Origin of the sequence: Mesorhizobium yinganensis, assembly GCF_040081985.1 — a bacterium.
Lineage (GTDB): Bacteria > Pseudomonadota > Alphaproteobacteria > Rhizobiales > Rhizobiaceae > Kumtagia > Kumtagia yinganensis.
This window is the reverse complement of the sequence record NZ_JBEBMH010000010.1, coordinates 19,141-38,149: the sequence shown is the minus strand read 5'-3', so window position 1 is coordinate 38,149 and position 19,009 is coordinate 19,141. Positions and strand designations below refer to the sequence as shown.

Sequence of the window (19,009 nt, the reverse complement as noted above, 5' to 3'; positions counted from 1 at the left end):
GCCGCAATTCATGGTACAACGACGCGAAGGGATTCGCGTCGCGGGAACAGTCGCGGCCTGAGAGGGATTTATCAATGTATAACAAGATCGTAGCCGTCGTTGCCGCCGCAGCGTTTCTCGGAGCCTGCACCACCGATCCCTATACCGGGGAGCAGAAGGTTTCCAACACGGCGGGCGGCGCGGCGCTTGGCGCCGGCCTCGGCGCGCTGGCCGGCCTCGCGGTCGGCGGCAGCAAAGTCGCCCAGCGCAACGCAGTGCTGATCGGCGCGGGCATCGGCGCTTTGGCTGGCGGCGCCATCGGCGCGACCATGGACAAGAACGAAGCCGAACTGCGCGCCCAGTTGCAGGGCACCGGCGTCAGCGTGACCCGCGTCGGCGACCAGATCATCTTGAACATGCCGTCGGACATCACCTTCAATGTCGACCAGGACGCGATCAGGCCGGCTTTCTATCCGGTGCTGAATTCGGTGGCCTTGGTGCTCAAGCGCTACAAGCAGACGATCGTGGACGTCTATGGCTTTACCGACTCCACCGGCAGCGAGAGCCACAATTTCGATCTGTCGCAGCGCCGCGCCCTTGCCGTCGCCAACTATTTGAATGCCCAGGGTGTCGACCAGCGTCGTTTCGCGGTCACCGGCTTCGGCAAGACAAGGCCGATCGCCTCCAACGCTACGGCGGAGGGCAGGGCGCAGAACCGCCGCGTCGAGATTCAGCTTTCGCCGCTGACGGAATAGGGCTGGAAGCTCCGACACCGTCTGCTGACTTGGCATCCTTCCGGCGACCGATTGGTTGCCGGAAGGCGTCGGCTGTCGCACTTTTTTGAGGCCGATTTTCCGATCAGGCTTTGCCGCTGGCGGTAACCCGCGGCGTCCGAAATGACGTCACGTTTATCGGCTTGAAAAGAGCAGCAGGGCAAGGCGGTGACGCGCAAAACGCCGTAGCGGCAAGCTCAAGAGGGGGCTGCGTCAGCTCAAAAATGCCAATTTTGGCCTGAAAAACGCCAAGTCACTGAAATCACGACATATTCCGGACTTGCCGCTGCGTGGGAGCGCGCCGCCAGTCCCCGCGTATTCTACCGTGCAGCCGAGCGGAAAAGAATCAGACTTTTCCCGCAACCAGCATGAAAGCCGGCATATCGGCGCCAAAACCCAGCACCGCGCGGTCGTCGTCCTCATTGTGAGGGCGGGGACGCCGCGTGTCGCGGCGCGGGTCCTGGCGTGCGTGCGCGGCCGCCTGGCGAGCCGCGTTTTCCTGCCGGATCGAATCCCGCCTTTCGGCGCGATCGTCATTGGCTGCCACCGTAGGTTGAGGCGATTCCTCCGGCCGTTTGGTCTGCTTATGATCCTCCGGCCGGCGTCCGCCACGCGCTTCGCGGGGCTTGCGATCCCTGTCGCGGCCGCGTTCGCGGCGCGGCGCGTCCTCGCTCTCCTCGCGTGCGACCACGGTCGACAGGTCGCCGTCGTGCCATTCGATCTTCTGTCCGATCAATTTCTCAATTGCATCCAGATACTTGGTATCGTTTCTTGTGGCGATGGTGAAAGACTTACCGGACCGCCCGGCCCGGCCGGTGCGGCCGATGCGGTGGACATAGTCTTCCGAATGGATCGGCACGTCGAAATTGAAGACGTGGCTCACGTCCGGAATATCGAGCCCGCGCGCCGCGACGTCGGACGCGACCAGCAGCTTCAGCTTGCCGGAGCGGAAGTTATCCAGCATCTGCATGCGCGCGCGCTGGTCCATGTCGCCATGCAGCGCGCCGGCGTCGAAATCATACTTGACCAGGGAACGGAACAGTTCCGAAACCTCGATCTTGCGGTTGCAGAATATGATCGCGTTCTTGAGGCTGTCGGCTTCCGCCTTGATAAGATTGCGCAAAACTTCGCGCTTGTCCCACGGCTTGTTGCCGGACTTCACCAGCCGCTGGGTGATGCTGGACGCCGTGCTCGCTGCCCGCGCAACCTCGATCCGTACCGGCGAATGCAGGAATTTTTCGGTGAGTTTGGTGATCTCCGGCGGCATGGTTGCGGAGAAGAACAGCGTCTGCCGGGTGAACGGGATCATCTCGCAAATGCGCTCGATGTCGGGAATGAAACCCATGTCGAGCATGCGGTCGGCTTCGTCGATGACGAGGATGTCGACACCGTTGAGCAGGAGCTTTCCGCGTTCGCGGTGGTCGAGCAGGCGACCGGGCGTGGCAATCAGCACATCGGCGCCGCGCTCCAGCTTCTTGTCCTGTTCGTCGAACGAAACGCCGCCGATCAGCAGTGCGATGTTCAACTTGTGGTTCTTGCCGTATTTGACGAAGTTCTCTTCCACCTGAGCCGCCAGCTCGCGCGTCGGCTCGAGGATCAAGGTGCGCGGCATCCGTGCCCGGGCGCGGCCCTTCTCGAGGCGGGTGATCATCGGCAGCACGAATGCAGCCGTCTTGCCGGTGCCGGTCTGGGCTATGCCCAGCACATCCTTGCCTTGCAAGGCATGCGGAATGGCGCCGGCCTGGATCGGCGTCGGTGTGGTGTAGCCGGCGTCGGTGACGGCAGAAAGGACTTTCGGCGAAAGACCGAGATCGGCAAATGTAATCGCTTCTTGAGCGGTCGCGGTGTCTGAGGACAAGTGTTTCGGCTGCTTTAGCTGTTAGAAGGCGCGGTTTGCAGTACCGCAGCAAAGATCACGCCTCTCGCGGATCGTCGCCTCGCGTTACGGCCTGAATCCTGATTTGTCAATATTATCAGCCGTTTTTTGACCGATAACGCTTCTTCAATATATGGTGTTGTGGTTTTTGCTTTGCAACACGGTCAATAGCGAAATTGCTCGGCAATGATACGCTCGTCCCAGGAGTGACCGGCATCGAACAGCAAGGTGGCCGTGAGCGAGGCGGATTCGCGCACCGTGACCGAGATCACCGACTTGATCTCCGTATGGTCGGCCACCGCGTTTACCGGACGTTTCGGCTGTTCGAGCGCGTCGAAACGCACGGTTGAACGGTTTGACAGAAGCGCGCCGCGCCAACGGCGTGGCCGGAACGGGCAGACGGGCGTCAGCGCCAGCAGTGGCGCATCGAGCGGCACGATCGGGCCCTGCGCCGAGAGATTGTAGGCAGTCGAGCCGGCGGGCGTCGCGACGATGACGCCGTCGCAAATCAACTCGTCCATGCGGACGTTGCCGTCGATGGTGATACGGATTTTTGCGGCCTGATAGGACTGCCTGAACAGCGACACTTCGTTGATGGCGAGCGCGCGCGCCGTGGTGCCGTCGGCGGAAACCGTTTCCATCTCCAGCGGCCGGATTGTCTCCGCATCGGCGGTCTCGATGCGTTCCTCCAGCCCGTCGGCGCGAAACTCGTTCATCAGGAAACCGACCGTGCCGCGATTCATGCCGTAGACCTGCTTGCCGGTGCCCATGGTCTCGCGCAGCACCTGAAGCAGAAAGCCGTCGCCCCCGAGGGCGACGATCACATCGGCGTCCTCGACCGGCATCTGGCCATAGGCCTTCGAGAGCATCGCCACCGCTTCCTCGGCGTCCGGGGCTCCCGACGCGACAAAGGCAAAGGTCTTGCGCGGTCTTTGCTGATGCAACGGTGTTTTCCCCGGCGGATACGCCCGCGACAGCGGGTTAGCATGACGGGGCGGGAGGGGAAAGCGGAGAGAACTGACGGCGTTGGCTTCGGGTGGCGGAGGTAAGTTCTGGTGCCCCCGGCAGGATTTGAACCCGCGACCTTCGGTTTACAAAACCGCTGCTCTACCAGCTGAGCTACAAGGGCATGCGCCTTCGGTTAATCATATGTGGGCCGGCAGTAAAGACAAAAGTCTGAAATCGGTTACCGGAAGCCAGCTTTATCGGGCCGGACAGGCGCACAGACCTTAAATGCGCTGGCTTGCGACCCCATATCTTTTTTGACGGTTTGCGTTTGGGGAGGCTGCGAATGATCAGGTTTGTGTTCATCGCGATCGGGCTGGCGGTGCTTTGCCTGGTGTTGCTCAAGCTCGCCAAGGAGCTCAAAACGGCAAATGTCGACTGGAAAGGCATCGCGTTCGCCTTTGGATTCGTCGCGCTGGCCTTCTACCTGCGCCATGAGACGGGCATGGGCTGATTCCCATCGGTCTGGCGTCAAAGCGCCTTTCGGCAAGGTGTGATTTCAAAGTGTTGTCATGCAGGCGCGATGAAGGGCTGTTGGATTTTTTGGAACACCGGCATCGCTTCCAGGCGTTGCCAATGCGCCATCAGCGTCGGAAAGTCGGCGGACTGAACCAGGCCGGGATGCGCCTCGGATAGATGGCGCAGCATGGTTGCGACGATGATGTCGGGGTGGCCGATCGTCTCGCCGAACCAATAGTCGCCCGGACGCGCGGCGCGGTCGGTTTCCAGCACCGAGAGGACGGCTGATATCTGCGAGCGGCAGCGTTCCACCCAGAGGTCCGACACCTTGTCGTGCAGCCGAGTCTCGTAGAACAGGCTGACCGCCTTGTCGGACAGGCCCGCTGCCAAGGCGGCGACTCTCAAGGCACGTCGGCGAGCCGGCTCCTCGACCGGAAACATCCGGCGTTCGGCCGGCACGAGGCTGTCGATATGGTCGATGATCATATGGCTATCGACGATCGTCTCGCCGTCGTCCAGAACTAGGGTCGGCACGCGCAGCAGCGGGTTATAGGGCCGGATCTTGTCGGCCTCGCCGAAGGTCGACCATGGCCGGTGCTCATACGGCACGCCGTAAAGCGTCAGCGCGATGCCGACGCGGCGGACGAAAGGCGAATCATACTGGCCGATGAGGATCATGGTTTTGCTCCACAGGATGCGGGACAGTGCTATGGGCGTGGTGGCGAAGGCAAGCGTTGCGGGATGGGCCAGGACACTGCTGCTGCCAGAACCGGACATCCGAGCGTGGTGGTGATCGCCGCTATCGGCGGCGAACCGTTCCGCAGGAAATGTCTCCTACGGAAATCGTGAGTGAGCCAGCGTCCGGGGCGGAAAGTTGCCAAATACGGCGCGACTTCCAATATGGTGGGAACGAGACACGGACGCAGGAGCGCCGGGCACGATCATGGATCAGGTGAATATCGAGGCCCCGCGCCAGGCCGACCTGGCAGCCGGTTTTGTCCAAAGCAGCTATGCGGAGCTTCCGGACCGCTTCTACCAGCGCGCCGACCTCTCGCCCGTACGCGCGCCGAAACTGATCAGGCTGAACCGGCAGTTGGCCGAGGACCTCAATCTCGACATCGGTTTCCTCGAAAGCGAGGGCGGCATCGCGGTGCTTGCCGGCAACGCGTCCGTGAAGAACGTGCAGCCGCTGGCGCTTGCCTATGCCGGGCACCAGTTCGGCAATTTCGTGCCGCAACTCGGCGACGGCCGTGCGCTGCTGATCGGCGAGGCGATCGACCGTGGCGGCAAGCGCCGCGACATCCAGCTCAAAGGCTCGGGGCGGACGCGCTTCTCACGCGGCGGTGATGGAAGGGCCGCACTTGGACCGGTGCTGCGCGAATATGTGGTGAGCGAAGCCATGGCGGCGCTCGGCATTCCGACGACGCGGGCGTTGGCTGCGGTGAGCACCGGCGAGATGGTGTTCCGCGAGGGCGCGGTACCTGGCGCGATCTTTACCCGCGTCGCGGCCAGCCATCTCCGCATAGGCACTTTCCAGTATTTTGCGGCGCGTGGCGATCACGAAGCGCTGAAGGCGCTGGCCGACTATGCAATCGAGCGCCACTACTCCGAGGCCGCGGCTGCGGAGACTCCCTATCTCGCACTGCTCGAAAATGTTGTTGCCGCGCAGGCACGCCTGGTGGCGCGCTGGATGCTGGTGGGTTTCATCCATGGCGTGATGAACACGGACAATATGTCGATCTCCGGCGAGACCATCGACTACGGGCCCTGCGCCTTCATGGATTCCTATCATCCTGGCACCGTATTTTCGTCCATCGACGCCGGTGGCCGTTATGCCTACGCCAATCAGCCGCGCATCGCGGTTTGGAACCTGGCGCGGCTGGCCGAGGCGATGCTGCCGCTGCTCGCCGCCAGCGAGGACGAGGCCGTCGCGCTGGCTGAGGCCGTGCTCAAGAAATTCCAGGCGACTTATGACGGCGTCTTTCACAAGGGCTTGCGCCGGAAACTTGGGCTGTCCGCCGAACATCCGGAGGATCTGCCGCTGGCGGCCGGGCTGCTGGAGGTGATGTCGGCCAACGAAGCGGATTTTACCTTGGTCTTCCGTGGGCTTGGCGACGATTTTGCCGCGGTGCCCGGAGAAGGGGGGACGCGAAAGCTGTTCAAACGGCCGGAGGAATTCGACGGTTGGGCCGTCCGCTGGAAGGAGCGGCTGGCGCGCGAGCCGGAGTTCGATGTCGGCCGGCAGGAGATGATGCGCTCGGTCAATCCAAAATACATCCCTCGCAATCACAGGGTCGAGGAGGTCATCCGCGCGGCGGTGGATCGTTCGGATTTTTCGCCTTTCGAGGAACTCCTTTCGGTGCTTGCAAGACCATTCGACGAGCAGCCCGCGCATTCGGCCTATGTGGACCCGCCAAAGCCGGAAGAGCGTGTGCTGGAGACTTTTTGCGGAACATAGACGTGGCGCCGTTTGTCGAAGCGGCAGTCATTGCAAAGCGTAAATTGGTGTCGTGGTAAAAAATCGATTCAAACTTTATTGGTAATTTCTCGTTAGCAATTGAACCCGGCTTTGTCGGGGGCGTCCGCCTTCGGTCTGTTTTGTTTCTGCGTACAGGTCCAAATGCGGTCGCCAAGCGTCGTCATCACCGTTCTCGCTGCCCTTTGCCTCGCCGGCTGCACGTCCAGCGGCGGCGTTGCCGGCCTCCAGATCCAGGAACCTTCTTCCGAAACGACAGCCTCTGTCGCGCGGCCCGAGGCAGTGATCGGCGAGGCGGATACCGTGTCCGCGCTTCTGGAGGAAACGGCGGTTGGGGAGACCGCCGTGGCCGTTGCCCGCCCGCAAATGGCTGTTGAGACCGATGTCGAGGCGATCGCGCTGGTGGCGCCGCAAAAGCCGTCGAAGATACTGACGCCGAAGCCGGCGGCGCGTCCGGCTCCGCTCGCACGCGGCACGATTTATCGCCATCGGTTCCGCGATGCGAAACCGATCAATTTCGGAAAGACCACGCCCGGCCAATATGCGGTGCATGGCGTCGACGTATCGCGCTGGCAGGGCTCCATCGACTGGATGAAACTGCGCAGCCAGGGCGCCAACTTCGCCTACATCAAGGCCACCGACGGCGGCGACCATCTCGACCCGATGTTTCGCACCAATTGGCGGGCCGCCGACGAAGCCGGGCTGAAGCGCGGCGCCTACCATTTCTTCTACTGGTGCCGCACCGCGGGCGAGCAGGCCGACTGGTTCATCCGCAACGTGCCGAGGGTGGAAGGCGCGCTGCCACCGGTCATCGACGTCGAATACAATGGCGAGTCGCGCTGCAAGCGGCGTTTGTCTCGGGCGCGCGTCCAAGAAAAGATGCAGGTGTTCATGGACAAGCTGGAAGCCCACTACGGCCAGCGCCCGATCATCTACACGGCGCCGGACTTTTACGCCGACAATTTGCGCGGCGCGTTTCCGGATTATCCGTTCTGGCTGCGGGCCGTGGCGCAGCACCCGTCAAAGGTCTATCCCGGCCGCAAATGGCTGTTTTGGCAGTATTCGGGGTCCGGTCTGTCGCACGGCGTGAAGGGGAAGATTGACCTCAACGTCTTCAACGGCAGCGAACGCCAGTGGCGCAACTGGGCGGGCGGCCAGTCTGTGATGGCCGACGCGCAATAGCTAGGCTTTGCCGGACGGATAGCGCGATTTCCGCCAGACCAACGGCGACCGGCCGCGCTCGCGGCCGGCTTCGGGTCGATCGCGATCAGACGCCTTCAGGATGCCCAGCCCAGCATCCCTCTGAATATCCCGGCCCACTTGGCTCGCCGTTCGCTGCTGCGCGCGTAATAGCGAACAAGTTTGGCGAGGCCGGTGCCGGTCATGGCGCCGTGGTAATAACAATCACAGAGCAACCAATGGGTGTTTCGAGGACTCAGCTCGAAGAAATCCATTGCGTCGCCGAGACTGTCGCCGCTCAGACCTTCGGCCCGCAGGATCGGGTCGTTGTATGCGACCGTCAGCGGCGTGTTGTCGCCGCGATACGCACGGAGTTCATTGGACGGCAGGTCTTCCAGCCGTCTTAATGCATTCAACGGTCCGGCATGGCGTTCCAACGCTTTCGCCCAGAGTTCGAGACGCTCGCCCGGAGTGAGAGGCTTGCGGATCAACGGGATCAGTTCGGCGGTCGATATGATCTCGTCAGGGATGAGGTGCTTCATGGCAGGCTCCTTCATTGAAGAGATCAATGGAAAGCTAGCGCGGCCAATCGGTACGGACAGGAGGGCGGCCGAGGTTTTTCGATCACAAATTAGCCACCGCGTTCGCGGCGCCTGGGTGCCCGGATTGACCGACTAAGGCCACGTGCTTCCGGCGGAAAGCCTCACTTCCTACCTTGCGGATAGATCGTCTCGCCGCGCTTCAACATGGCGACGAATGTCTCGATCTTCTTCCTGCGCCCGGCTTCGGTCTTCATGTTGTGGATGCGGAAGGCCAGAGCGAAGCGGTTCTGCGCGCCGAGTTTTGCCAGCATGGAGCGGGCTTCGGGGCAGGCGTCGATCGCGGCCTGCAGATCGGCGGGGATTTGCATGTCCGTGCCGCTCGCGTAGGCGCGGTCCCAGCGCCCGTCGGCCTTGGCGGCGTCGACTTCCCGCAAGCCGTGCTCGGTCATCCCGCCTTCCTCGATCAGCCGGGCGACGTTGTTGACGTTGATCTTGCTCCAGATGCTTTTCCTGCCGCGCGGCGTGTAGCGCTGCAGGAAACTTCTGTCATCAAGGCCCTTGCGCACCGCGTCGATCCAGCCCCAGCAGAGACAGACGTCGATGGCTTGCTTCGGCGTGATCGATTTCAACCCCGATGCTACCTTGTGGATTTTTATCCAGACCTCGTCGGCGGTCGAATGATTCTTGCCGAGCCATCCGTAGAAGGCGTCGGCATCTTCAAACTGATGAACCTTGGCGGGATCGACGTGAACAGGCGCCATTTTTTCCGGTTCCGGTTCGACGAGGCGAAGCGTTCAGCCCCTGCGCCTGCCTCAACTCGGGGTGAGCGTCACCGACGTGCCGGTGGCGGCGAGGTTGAGGCCCCACTGGCCGGTCACGCTTATCGTCTGCAACTGGATCGAACCGGCCGTGCCGCCGACCAGCACGTTGGCGCCGACGCCGGCGATGACCGAGGCTTCCGCGGTGACACCCTTGTAGAGGCCGGCGAGCGAGCCGCGATGATAACCGGCGGTCGGGGCGAAAACCGCCCAGACCAGCCTGCCCTGTGTGGTGAAGCCCAGGTCGACGCCCATCTTGCGGATCGTGCCGGTATAATTCTCCGTCGCGCGGGCGCCGATCGAGGAATGGAACACGCAATTGAGTTGCTTGGCCGAGCCCAGCACATAGCCCGCGCCGCCGCCGATGTCGCAGGAGAGCGTACCGATCTTCACGCCGTCGCGGTCGTCCGGCTCCTGATAGGTCCTGAAATCGGCGGCGTTGGCGAACGTCCCCGCCAGCAGCGCCGCGGGCGCGAGAACGGCGGCAAGAATGGTCTTCATGAAACTCTCCATTGGGAACGACGGACGGGCAGCCCACCGAGTATCCTACGCTGAAACGCCATCAAGGCGGAAGAGCGGCGAAGCGGCACGCTTGGACAGGGTAAAGCGCAGCGATGCCAAGGTAGCCGGGCGGCTGCTAGCGAAGGATGCGGAAGCCGTCTTCCTTATCGCCTGCGTTCATCGGTGTCGTGGTTATCTTCGTCACCCGCGCGCCAGGCGGCCCTCGATGCAGGCGCTCGAGCATCTCGGCGACGGCATCCGGCGTGCCGGCCAGCAGCGCCTTGACCGATCCGTCGGGCTCGTTGCAAACCCAGCCTGAAAGCCCAAGCGCCAGCGCTTGCTCTTGCGTCCAGAAGCGGAAGCCGACACCCTGGACGCGGCCGGTGATGTGGGCGAGGGTGGTTTGTCTCGTCATGCCGGCATCAGACGGATTGAGCGTGGCGAAAGCTTGGCGCCCCGCTCGGCTGCGTGACGGCGCTCCGGCTCTTGTCAGCAGGAACAGGCTGAGCCAGCCGCGGTTTCGTGTTGGCGCAAACTGGCGGCCAGCAGGTCCGCGACCTATCTGTCCGTGACCGGCCCTCCATCCTCAACATCATCAAAGCAGGATCGAAACAATGTCCGATAGCTACACGCCGCCAAAAGTCTGGAGCTGGAAGCAGGGCCATGGCGGCGCCTTCGCCAACATCAACCGGCCGATCGCCGGGGCCACGCATGAGAAGGAACTGCCGATCGGAAAGCATCCGCTGCAGCTTTATTCGCTGGGAACGCCGAACGGCGTCAAGGTCACGGTCATGCTGGAGGAGCTTCTGGAGCTTGGCCACAAAGGCGCCGAATACGACGCATGGCTGATCAATATCGGCAAGGGCGAGCAGTTCGGCAGCGGCTTCGTTGAAGCGAATCCGAACTCGAAGATCCCGGCGCTGGTCGACCGCAGCGGCAAGACGCCGATCCGCGTGTTCGAATCCGGCGCAATCCTGATGTATCTGGCGGAAAAGTTCGGCAACGCCTTCCTGCCGACCGAACAACCGGCGCGGGCGGAAACTCTGTCGTGGCTGTTCTGGCAGATGGGCAGTGCGCCTTTCGTCGGCGGCGGTTTCGGCCACTTCTTCGCCTACGCGCCGGAAAAGATCGAATACGCCATCGACCGCTATGCCATGGAGACCAAGCGCCAGCTCGACGTTCTCGACCGCCGGCTGGCCGACAACGAATATGTGGCGGGCGGTGAATACACCATTGCCGATATTGCGATCTGGCCTTGGTATGGCGGCATGGCCAAAGGCTGGCAGTATGACGCCGGAGAATTCCTGGCCGTGCACGAATACAAGAACGTCATCCGCTGGGCCGACCAGATCTATGCGCGGCCGGCAGCCAAGCGCGGGCGCATGGTGAACCGCACCAGCGGCCATCCTTCCAGCCAGTTGCGCGAGCGCCACGACGCCAGCGATTTCGAGACCAATACGCAGGACAAGGTCGCGGCCGAGTAAGGGTCTTTCCGCCTTCCGCCGCTGCTTCTCGTGACAGCGGCGACGGATTGGACAAAAATTCTTCCGAAATGTCGGCATGGCGAATGTCGGCGCGTTCCTTGGCGGAGCGTGCATCGAGCCGCGCCAATTCGGGAGAGTTCCATGAACCATTCCTATCGCTGGGTCATCGTCGCGGCGGGCGGCCTGCTGGGCTGCGTGGCCATCGGCGCCATGTTTTCGCTGCCGGTCTTTTTGCTGACCATGTCGAAGGACACTGGGTGGTCGGTGACCGGCATTTCCAGCGCCATGACCATCGGCTTTTTGGCATTGGCGGCGGCGAGCATGGTGTGGGGAAATCTTTCCGACCGGTTCGGGCCGCGCCCGGTGGTTTTGGCTGGATCGATCATCCTGGCGGGCAGCCTGGCGTTGGCCAGCCAGGCAAGTACGCTCCTTGAGTTTCAGCTTGTGTTCGGCATGCTGGTGGGCGGCGCCACGGCCGCGGTGTTCGCGCCGATGATGGCGGCCGTCACCGGCTGGTTCGACACGCAGCGCGGGCTTGCCGTTTCGCTGGTGTCGGCCGGCATGGGCATGGCGCCGATGACCATGTCGCCGCTCGCAGCCTGGCTGATCACCATCCACGACTGGCGCACCTCGCTGCTTATCATCGCGGCAATAGCCGCAGTGCTGATGATCCCGGCCTCACTTCTGGTACGCAGCCCGCCGGCGCTCGCGGAAGGCAACGCCGAGATGACTGATGAGGGCGGGCCGCAATCGGACATGACTGTCGGCGACGCGGTGCGCTCGCCGCAATTCATCGTGCTGTTGCTCGCCAACTTCTTCTGCTGCGCCACCCATTCCGGGCCGATCTTCCATACCGTCAGTTATGCCGTGACCTGCGGCATCCCGATGATCGCCGCCGTCACCATTTATAGCGTCGAGGGGCTGGCCGGCATGGGCGGGCGCATCGCCTTCGGCCTGATGGGCGACCGGTTCGGCGCCCAGCGCGTGCTGGTGCTTGGGCTGTTCGCGCAGGCGTTCGGCGTGCTGGCCTATGTCTTCGTCAGCCAGCTCGGCGGCTTCTATGCGGTCGCCGTGCTGGTCGGTTTCATCTATGCCGGCATCATGCCGCTCTACGCGGTGATCGTGCGCGAGAATTTCCCGATGCGCATGATGGGAACCATCATCGGTGGCACCGCCATGGCCGGCAGCCTCGGCATGTCGACCGGACCGCTGCTCGGCGGCCTCATCTACGACCGTTTCGACAGCTATGCTTGGCTGTATATTGGCTCGTGGGGCATGGGGCTGGCGGCCATGCTGATCGCCATGACGTTCCGGCCGTTCGCCAAGGCGCAGCCGGCGCTGGCGGCGGCGTGAGCCTCTTTTCCGGCGGCCGGCTCGGTCGGCCGCTCGGAAAAACTACTGCTTCAAGATCGTGTTCGGCTCGTTGCCTTCGACCTGGTCGATGACCAGCAGACGGACCGTGTCGGTGCCGACATTGGCGCCCTGGTGCCAGAGGCCGATCATCTCGACGATGAAGTCGCCGGGTTTGTAGTCGGTGCTCTGGCCGGTCTCGACATTGGTGACGCGCAGGTTTCCGGCCTGCACATAGGCGTAGCGGGGATGGGGATGTTTGTGCACTGGCAACGAGGCGCCGGGCGCGATCTCGAATTGCGAGACGATGACGCGCGCGTCCTTGGCGGGCAGCACGATCGGCTGGCCGGCGGCAGTGACGTTGGTCGAGGCGAGCGGGGTGACGACCACCGGCTGCGGCGCGGGATCGAGGGCAAGCGCCGGCCCGGCGAAGGCGGCTGCGCCGAAAAGCGCCAACCCGGCAACAATATTGCGAAACTGCTTAGCCACTCTCATCCCCCAAACTTTGGCCCGATTGCCTTGTGGCGCGGTGTGAGCTGCAACGCAAGGTCGCCGATGCCGGTCGCTGGTGCCTTCGGTGAGCGTCCCTAACAAACGCACAACGGGGTTTTGCGGCACCACAAATCGCCGCCGCCTAGCGTCTGCGCCCGCCCGCCGCAGCACCCTGGGTCGGCATGGCAGGCAGGGCCTCCATGACGCGCGAAGCGGGGAAGACGACGATCACCTCGGTGCCCTCGCGCAGCTTGGAGCGGATGTCGAAGTTGCCGCCGTGCAACTCGATCAGGCCCTGGACGATCGGCAGGCCGAGGCCGGTGCCCTGTTCGGCGCTCTTGATGGCGATTGCTCCTTGCCCAAAGGCCGAAAGCACGACCGGGATCTCCTCCTCGGCGATGCCCGGGCCATTGTCCTTGACCGAGAGATATTGGCCGCCGCCCGCCGTCCAGCCGACGCGGACACGGATCTCGCCGCCGGTCGAGGTGAATTTGACGGCGTTGGACAACAGGTTGAGCGTGATCTGGCGCACGGCCCGCTCGTCGGCGAACAGACGCGGCATGCCCTGCTCGAATTCCTCGACGATGCGGATGTCCTTGCCGCGCGCCTTGAGCGTCATCATATGGCAGCAGTCCTCGACGACGAGGACCAGCGACAGAGCCTCCTCGTTGAGCTGGTAGCGGCCGGCCTCGATGCGCGAAAGATCGAGGATCTCGTTGATCAGCGTCAGCAGGTGCTGGCCCGACGAATGGATGTCGTGGGCGTAGTCCTTGTAGGTGACGTTGGTCATCGGCCCCAGCACCTCGCTGCCCATCACCTCGGAGAAACCGAGGATGGCATTGAGCGGCGTGCGCAATTCGTGGCTCATGGAGGCAAGGAAACGCGATTTGGCGAGATTGGCCTCTTCCGCGCGGTGGCGTGCCTCGTCGGACATGGCCTTGGCGGTCTCCAGTTCGGCGATCAGCGCGTCCTTCTCGGTGCGGAAGGAAAGCAGCATCAACGACGAGCGGTAGATATGCCCGGAGATATAGGAGAAGAAAGGCAGGGAGAGCACCAGGAGCGCCGCCATCAGCGCTTCAACCGGCTGGCGCAGATTGGCGCCCAGCACAGCGTAGAGCAGGACCGGCAATGCGAAGGTAGCGACCAGCGCGCCGCGCAGCGAGGCGGCGATCAGCGCCGAGGCGGCAACCGCCAGCAGCATCAGCACGGCCTTGACCACCGGAAACTGCGCGACATGGCACTGGTCGCATTGCAGGGCGGCAAGATACGCCCAGCCGAGGCCGGAGATGAAATGGGCGATGAGGAAAGCGCGTTTCGTCCAATTGACGTCGATATCGTCGGTCGCTGTGCGGTCGACGCGTTTTGCGATGAAGCCGAGCCCGGCGTAGCAGGCCACCGTGATCAGGGCCCAGATGGCGATCGACAGGTTCATGCCGGCAAGGATGCCGCCCATGGCGATCAGCAGCACGAGCAAGGGCACCGCCACGGCGGCGGAAATGGTCGAACTGGCATGCAGTTTCAGCAATTCGCGGTCGAAGCCGACATTGCCGGGCTGCTGCGCGAGGCGGTCGCGAATCCGCCGGACGGCCCGTGCCACGTCGCTGTTGCGATGCGGTTTGCGCCGGTCCACAATGATCTTGTCCGCCGTATTGGTGTGCGTGGACGGCATTCCGGTTTGGTTTTTCGCGCGCTGGCCTTGGATTTATGAATGTCTTGCAGGCTAGTTCGGAATGATTAAGAGACTGTTTGCCATATGAGTCGCTTTTTGCGCGCCGGCGGCGTCAGCCGCTCCGTTCCGCGCAGCATAGGTCGCAGGATTTTCGACCTGTTCCTCGCCGTTCTGATCCTTGGCCTGCTGGCGCTTCTGGTGGCACTGCTCGACCGAGCCGCAACCTTGCGCATGGCGGGAGCGGCAGTCGTTAACGACGGCGACACCCTCACCATTGCCGGCGAAAGGATCAGGTTGCGCGGCATCGACGCGCCGGAATATTCGCAGACCTGTTTTCGCGGCGGCGAGCAATATGCCTGCGGTCGGGAGGCACGCGAAGCGCTGCGCAAGTTGGTCGGCGGGCAGGCGGTCACATGTGCCGGCTGGCAGCGCGATCGCTACGGAAGGCTGCTTGGCGACTGCGAGGCCGGCACCATCGACCTCAACCGGTCTCTGGTGGAGCAAGGATGGGCCGTGGCCTTTGGTGGGTTCGAGGTGGAAGAACTGGCCGCGCGGCGCGCCGGGCGCGGCCTGTGGGCAGGCGACTTCGAACGGCCGAGGCAATGGCGCGACACCCATGGCAGCCTGGCCGAGAACGACCATGGGGCGGCCTCGACGGTGTGGAGCTGGCTTCGCACCGTCTTTGGACTATCCTGAGTCTTGCGGCTCTTTCGATCGTCTCATTGGCGTCAAGGACGCCTCTTTGATGCGGCTGCGTAGGCGTGGCGCTGCAAAGTCCAGGAAAGTGCGCATCTTGAGCGGCAAGGTGCCTTGTCCCTGATATAGCAGGAATACAGGCCGCGGCTCCGGTTCGAACGCTTCCAGGACCACGTGCAAAAGACCTTCCCTTACGGCGCGTGCCGCTTGGTAGGAAAGAACCCGGGTGATGCCGACGCCTGCCATCGCGGCATCCAGCGCCGCCTCCGCTGTGTTCACCGAAAGCCGCGGACGAACTTCCACGGCGCGTTCGCGGCGTTTCGTGCCCTGGCCGAATGTCCAAGAGGTCGCGGGCCCCCATGCATAAAAACTGACGCATGGCCGTCCGACAAGATCGCCAGGACTGTTGGGAACACCATGCTGCTCGAAATAGGCGGGGCTCCCGCAGACCACGGTGCGTACCTCGCCGAGGCGCGTCGCCATCATCGAATGATCGGTGAGCGCGCCGATGCGCACGGCCACGTCGATGTTGTCCTCCAGCAGATGGGCGTTCCTGTCGGAGAGCGACATCCTGATGCGGATATCCGGGTAGCGGCACAGAAAATCATTGACCACGGGCAGGACGTGGAGACGTCCGAAAACGATCGGCGCGGTCAAGACCAGTTCTCCCTTAGGCACACTCTGCTCGCCCGCCGCCATGCGTTCGGCGTTGGCCACTTCGTCGAGGATCCGTTTGCAGGATTGGAAATAATCGGCGCCGGCATCGGTCAGCGTCAGATTCCGCGTCGACCTGGCGAGTAGACGTGTGCCGAGATGCGACTCCAATTCGGCAAGCTTCCGGCTGACGGAAGGCAGGGGAACATTCAGCCGGCGGCTCGCCGCGGTGAGGCTCCCTGTCTCAACCGTCGCCACGAAGATTGACATTCCCTCGAAGCGGTCCATTGTTCTTGCCATTTTTGAGATAGTATCTCTCAGAATTATCGCATTATATCCTACTGCGAAAGAAGCTATTTATCCGGAGCTTGTTGGGCGACCGAACGGAACCGTTAGGCGCTGTATCGATGAGCAACCGCGTATCCGCGAAAGGGAATTTCAATGCCCTACGGCTTTCTCGACATGGTTTCGACGCCGGCCGTCAAGGCGGCCCAGCAGGCCAATGGCAGCCTGGATTTCTGGTCGAATTTCGCGGGCGACCGCGCCTTCGATCGCCTGACCGCGAATGAGGCGGCCTTCATCGCCCAGCGCGACAGCTTCTACATGGCCACGATCTCGGAAAACGGCTGGCCATATGTGCAACATCGCGGCGGCCCGCCGGGTTTCCTGCGAGTATTGGACGAGCGTACCTTGGCGTGCGCCGATTTTCGCGGCAATCGCCAGTATATTTCGGTCGGGAACCTGGCGGCGAACGATCGCACATCGCTGATCCTCATGGACTATGTGGGGCGGCGCCGGCTGAAGATTTTCGCGCATGCGGAGGTTTCAAACGATCCCGACGTGGTGGCGAAGGTGGTGTTGCCTTCCTACGAGGCGAAGGTCGAGAGGGCCTTGATGTTTCATCTCGATGCATTCGACTGGAATTGCCCGCAGCACATAACGCCTCGCTTTACCCAGGCCCAGATCGAGCAGGGCGTCTCCGTCCTGCAGCAGAGGATTGTCGAACTCGAGGCCGAAAACCGGGCGTTGAAGGCCAATTCGGTGTCGAAGGACGATGCGCATGCAGACCTCTGACTTGTCGTCTCTCAGATTTGGCGATTATCCTGGGTCTGATGAACGCGGTCCTTTTGAGGCTGGGCTCGACGCCTGGGGCTGGAGATTGCGACGTCGCCATGACGTCGCAGGTCTCGTTATGGGAGCATGCTCGTGAAACTTTATGACGGCGGCCGTGCGCCGAACCCGCGCCGGGTACGCGTTTTTCTCGCCGAGAAAGGCATCGCGGTGCCGCTGGTGCCCGTGGACATGGGCGCCATGGGTCACAAGGGCGCGGAGGTAACGGCGAAAAACCCGCTGCAGCGGCTGCCGGTGCTGGAACTCGACGACGGTACGGTGTTGACCGAATCGGTCGCCATCTGCCGCTATTTCGAGGAACTGCATCCGGAGCCGGCGCTGTTCGGCCGCGGCGCCTTGGGCAAGGCGGTGGTCGAGATGTGGCAACGGCGCATCGAACTCAACCTGTTCCATGCCGTGGCGCAGGCATTCCGCCACACGCATCCGGCGATGAAGGAGTGGGAAATACCGCAGGTGCCGGAATGGGGCGAGGCGAACCGGCCGCGCGCCGTCGAATTCATGCGCATCCTCGACGATCATCTCGCTACCCACGAATTCGCTGCCGGCGACACTTTCAGCATCGCCGATATCACGGGCCTGATCGCATTGGATTTTATGAAACCGGCGCGCATCACCATCCCCGAGGATTGCGGCGCGGTGTTGCGCTGGCATCAGGCGCTGAGGGCAAGGCCGAGTGCTTCAGCCTGACCGCGCAGGCGAACTTGAGCGGCTGGCGGCGTGCATCCGCGCCTGCCGCATTTGCGTCGACAACCCGGCCGGGCGGCCGCTGCCGCACGAGCCGCGCCCGGTGGTGACACCCTCGGCGACGGCGAAGATTCTCATCGCCGGCCAGGCTCCGGGCACCAAAGTGCATTTGAGCGGAATGCCGTTTTCGGACGCTTCCGGCGATCGCTTGCGCGACTGGCTGGGTATCTCCAGCGAGACCTTTTACGACTCACACAAGTTCGCGATAGCGGCGATGGGGTTCTGCTTTCCCGGCCAGGACGCGAAAGGCGGCGACCTTCCGCCGCGCCGCGAATGCGCGCCGGTATGGCGGACACCTCTGCTTTCGCTGATGCCGCAGATAGAGCTGGTCGTCGCCATCGGACTTTATGCACACGCTTGGCACATCGGTGGGCAAGCGCGCTCGCTGACAGAGACGGTGAAGGACTGGCGCGGCATTCTCGAGAGGTCGGGTGGTCCGAAGATTATTCCGCTGCCGCACCCATCCTGGCGAAACACCGGATGGATCAGGAAGAATCCGTGGTTCGAAACGGATTTGCTGCCGTGCCTCAAGACGGAAATCGCGCAGCGTCTTGCATGATTTCGGCGCAAGCCCATGCTCGTTTGGGTGCGCATGGCATTAAAATCTTGCTTGTGCGGCGTTCTCGGAATGCTAAGTTCAGCGGAATATTTTTCTCTCGGAGCCCACTATGGACCGTCTGGACCGGAAAATCCTTCGTCTTCTTCAGGAGGATGCGACGCTGGCCGTCGCCGATATCGCCAAGAAGGTGGGCCTGTCGACGACGCCATGCTGGCGGCGCATCCAGAAGCTGGAGGAAGAGGGCGTCATCCGCCGCCGCGTCGCCGTTCTGGACCCTGAGAAGATCAATGCGCGGGTCACCGTTTTCGTGTCGATCCGCACCAATTCGCACAGCCATGAATGGCTGCGGCGGTTTTCGGAGGTGATCCAGGAGTTCCCGGAGGTCATCGAGTTCTACCGCATGAGCGGCGACATTGATTACCTGCTGCGCGTCGTCGTGCCGGATATCGCCGCCTACGACGCCTTCTACAAGCGGCTGATTGCCAAGATAGAGATTCGAGACGTGTCGTCGTCCTTCGCCATGGAGCAGATCAAGTACACGACCGAACTGCCGCTGGATTACATGGTGCTGGACAAGGAGTCCGGGTCGAACGCGGCCTGAGCCCGGTTCGCAGCGGCCTAA

At 62.8% G+C, this 19,009-nt stretch carries 21 protein-coding genes and 1 tRNA gene; 11 read left to right on the top strand and 11 right to left on the bottom strand.

Annotated elements, in window-relative coordinates; genetic code table 11:
- Positions 1-74 precede the first annotated feature (74 nt).
- Positions 75-734, top strand: coding sequence for a YiaD family glycine zipper/OmpA-like lipoprotein (locus tag ABMA59_RS18765; protein WP_349006909.1), 660 nt, complete (start codon positions 75-77; stop codon positions 732-734).
- A gap of 364 nt (positions 735-1,098) precedes the next feature.
- Here the strand turns inward: ABMA59_RS18765 and ABMA59_RS18760 are convergent, their stop codons facing one another.
- From ABMA59_RS18760 to ABMA59_RS18750, 3 genes are all read right to left on the bottom strand, one after another.
- Positions 1,099-2,610: a DEAD/DEAH box helicase gene (locus ABMA59_RS18760; protein WP_349006908.1), complete on the bottom strand. Its 1,512-nt coding sequence runs from the start codon at positions 2,608-2,610 to the stop codon at positions 1,099-1,101.
- Positions 2,611-2,792: 182 nt separating this feature from the next.
- The gene (locus ABMA59_RS18755) at positions 2,793-3,572 is read right to left on the bottom strand and encodes an NAD kinase (RefSeq protein ID WP_349006907.1); all 780 of its coding nucleotides are present in this window, start codon (positions 3,570-3,572) and stop codon (positions 2,793-2,795) included.
- 109 nt (positions 3,573-3,681) lie between these two features.
- Positions 3,682-3,757 (bottom strand) — tRNA-Thr (locus ABMA59_RS18750).
- A 162-nt stretch (positions 3,758-3,919) separates the two neighbouring features.
- On the opposite strand from ABMA59_RS18750, the gene ABMA59_RS18745 reads away from it, so the two are divergent.
- Positions 3,920-4,087, top strand: coding sequence for a hypothetical protein (locus tag ABMA59_RS18745; protein ID WP_349006906.1), 168 nt, complete (start codon positions 3,920-3,922; stop codon positions 4,085-4,087).
- Positions 4,088-4,143: 56 nt separating this feature from the next.
- Here ABMA59_RS18745 and ABMA59_RS18740 read toward each other — a convergent pair whose 3' ends face one another.
- Positions 4,144-4,770: a glutathione S-transferase family protein gene (locus tag ABMA59_RS18740; RefSeq protein WP_349006905.1), complete on the bottom strand. Its 627-nt coding sequence runs from the start codon at positions 4,768-4,770 to the stop codon at positions 4,144-4,146.
- A gap of 265 nt (positions 4,771-5,035) precedes the next feature.
- Here ABMA59_RS18740 and ABMA59_RS18735 point away from each other — a divergent pair, with 265 nt between their 5' ends.
- Entirely contained in the window at positions 5,036-6,550 is a 1,515-nt protein-coding gene (locus ABMA59_RS18735; RefSeq protein WP_349006904.1) for a protein adenylyltransferase SelO, read from the top strand.
- A 162-nt stretch (positions 6,551-6,712) separates the two neighbouring features.
- Entirely contained in the window at positions 6,713-7,750 is a 1,038-nt protein-coding gene (locus ABMA59_RS18730) for a glycoside hydrolase family 25 protein (RefSeq protein WP_349006903.1), read from the top strand.
- A 95-nt stretch (positions 7,751-7,845) separates the two neighbouring features.
- Here ABMA59_RS18730 and ABMA59_RS18725 read toward each other — a convergent pair whose 3' ends face one another.
- The 4 genes from ABMA59_RS18725 to ABMA59_RS18710 all read right to left on the bottom strand — a co-directional run bounded on the left by ABMA59_RS18725 (position 7,846) and on the right by ABMA59_RS18710 (position 10,023).
- Positions 7,846-8,289 (bottom strand): hypothetical protein, encoded by a 444-nt coding sequence (locus tag ABMA59_RS18725; protein ID WP_349006902.1) that lies wholly within the window; start codon positions 8,287-8,289, stop codon positions 7,846-7,848.
- A gap of 161 nt (positions 8,290-8,450) precedes the next feature.
- Positions 8,451-9,050 (bottom strand): YdeI/OmpD-associated family protein, encoded by a 600-nt coding sequence (locus tag ABMA59_RS18720; protein WP_349006901.1) that lies wholly within the window; start codon positions 9,048-9,050, stop codon positions 8,451-8,453.
- A 51-nt stretch (positions 9,051-9,101) separates the two neighbouring features.
- Positions 9,102-9,608 (bottom strand): DUF992 domain-containing protein, encoded by a 507-nt coding sequence (locus ABMA59_RS18715; RefSeq protein WP_349006900.1) that lies wholly within the window; start codon positions 9,606-9,608, stop codon positions 9,102-9,104.
- A gap of 136 nt (positions 9,609-9,744) precedes the next feature.
- Positions 9,745-10,023: an acylphosphatase gene (locus tag ABMA59_RS18710; RefSeq protein ID WP_349006899.1), complete on the bottom strand. Its 279-nt coding sequence runs from the start codon at positions 10,021-10,023 to the stop codon at positions 9,745-9,747.
- Positions 10,024-10,222: 199 nt separating this feature from the next.
- Here ABMA59_RS18710 and yghU point away from each other — a divergent pair, with 199 nt between their 5' ends.
- Complete coding sequence (yghU, locus tag ABMA59_RS18705) at positions 10,223-11,092, top strand: glutathione-dependent disulfide-bond oxidoreductase (RefSeq protein ID WP_349006898.1); 870 nt, start codon at positions 10,223-10,225, stop codon at positions 11,090-11,092.
- Positions 11,093-11,233: 141 nt separating this feature from the next.
- Complete coding sequence (locus tag ABMA59_RS18700; RefSeq protein WP_349006897.1) at positions 11,234-12,445, top strand: MFS transporter; 1,212 nt, start codon at positions 11,234-11,236, stop codon at positions 12,443-12,445.
- Positions 12,446-12,487: 42 nt separating this feature from the next.
- Here the strand turns inward: ABMA59_RS18700 and ABMA59_RS18695 are convergent, their stop codons facing one another.
- A complete protein-coding gene (locus tag ABMA59_RS18695; RefSeq protein WP_349006896.1) occupies positions 12,488-12,931 on the bottom strand; it encodes a cupin domain-containing protein in 444 nt (147 codons plus the stop codon).
- Between the two features lie 145 nt (positions 12,932-13,076).
- Complete coding sequence (locus ABMA59_RS18690) at positions 13,077-14,603, bottom strand: sensor histidine kinase (RefSeq protein WP_349006895.1); 1,527 nt, start codon at positions 14,601-14,603, stop codon at positions 13,077-13,079.
- An 84-nt stretch (positions 14,604-14,687) separates the two neighbouring features.
- Between ABMA59_RS18690 and ABMA59_RS18685 the strand changes: the two genes are divergently transcribed.
- On the top strand, positions 14,688-15,299 hold the full coding sequence (locus tag ABMA59_RS18685; RefSeq protein ID WP_349006894.1) for a thermonuclease family protein: 612 nt from the start codon (positions 14,688-14,690) through the stop codon (positions 15,297-15,299).
- Here the strand turns inward: ABMA59_RS18685 and ABMA59_RS18680 are convergent.
- Positions 15,291-16,241: a LysR family transcriptional regulator gene (locus ABMA59_RS18680; RefSeq protein ID WP_349006893.1), complete on the bottom strand. Its 951-nt coding sequence runs from the start codon at positions 16,239-16,241 to the stop codon at positions 15,291-15,293. The two genes, ABMA59_RS18685 and ABMA59_RS18680, sit on opposite strands and share 9 nt — an antisense overlap.
- A 153-nt stretch (positions 16,242-16,394) precedes the next feature.
- On the opposite strand from ABMA59_RS18680, the gene ABMA59_RS18675 reads away from it, so the two are divergent.
- From ABMA59_RS18675 to ABMA59_RS18660, 4 genes are all read left to right on the top strand, one after another.
- A complete protein-coding gene (locus tag ABMA59_RS18675) occupies positions 16,395-17,027 on the top strand; it encodes a pyridoxamine 5'-phosphate oxidase family protein (protein ID WP_349006892.1) in 633 nt (210 codons plus the stop codon).
- A 132-nt stretch (positions 17,028-17,159) separates the two neighbouring features.
- Entirely contained in the window at positions 17,160-17,771 is a 612-nt protein-coding gene (locus tag ABMA59_RS18670; RefSeq protein WP_349006891.1) for a glutathione S-transferase, read from the top strand.
- A complete protein-coding gene (locus tag ABMA59_RS18665; RefSeq protein WP_349006890.1) occupies positions 17,758-18,387 on the top strand; it encodes a uracil-DNA glycosylase family protein in 630 nt (209 codons plus the stop codon). The genes ABMA59_RS18670 and ABMA59_RS18665 overlap by 14 nt, the downstream gene beginning before the upstream one ends.
- Before the next feature lie 109 nt (positions 18,388-18,496).
- Complete coding sequence (locus ABMA59_RS18660) at positions 18,497-18,988, top strand: Lrp/AsnC family transcriptional regulator (protein ID WP_349006889.1); 492 nt, start codon at positions 18,497-18,499, stop codon at positions 18,986-18,988.
- The last annotated feature ends 21 nt before the right edge of the window (positions 18,989-19,009 follow it).